A 535-nucleotide genomic window follows, 5' to 3' on the forward strand; every position below is an offset into this window, starting at 1 on the left:
GACTACCCGCACAGCCGTCCCGGGCTCGCCGAGGCCGAGACCATCCAGATGGTGTCGATGTACGCCCGGCGGCTGAACACGCCCGTCTACATCTTCCACGTGTCCGGTTCCGACGCCCTCGACGCCGTACGCTCCGCCCGCGGGGCCGGGACCGTCATCCACGCCGAGACCTGCACGCACTACCTCGCCCACGACGAGAGCGTGTTCCACGGTGCGGACGCGTGGCGCTTCGTCATCTCGCCGCCGATCCGCACCGCCGACGACCAGCTCGATCTCTGGTCCGGGGTGGGCGACGGCACGGTCGTCTCCGTCGGCTCCGACCACTGCGCGTACGACACCTCGCTGAAGCGGGCGTGGGAGCACGACCACCGCAGGATCCCGGCAGGAGCGCCCGGAATCGAAGCCCGCACGCCGGTGCTGTGGAACCAGGCCGTTGCCGTACGCGGGCTCGACCCCTGCCTGTTCGTTCAGGTCTCGGCGGAACGCGCCGCCAGAGCGCTCGGCCTGTACCCGCGCAAGGGCAGGATCGCGGTGG

The 535-nt window shown here is 71.0% G+C and carries 1 protein-coding gene; it reads left to right on the plus strand.

All coding sequences use genetic code 11. The annotated features are described in order from the left end of the window. On the plus strand, window positions 1–535 hold a 535-nt coding region (locus tag KIP79_RS46255), incomplete at both ends, for an amidohydrolase family protein (protein ID WP_214111437.1).

Source organism: Acrocarpospora catenulata, from assembly GCF_018476525.1.
GTDB lineage: Bacteria > Actinomycetota > Actinomycetes > Streptosporangiales > Streptosporangiaceae > Acrocarpospora > Acrocarpospora catenulata.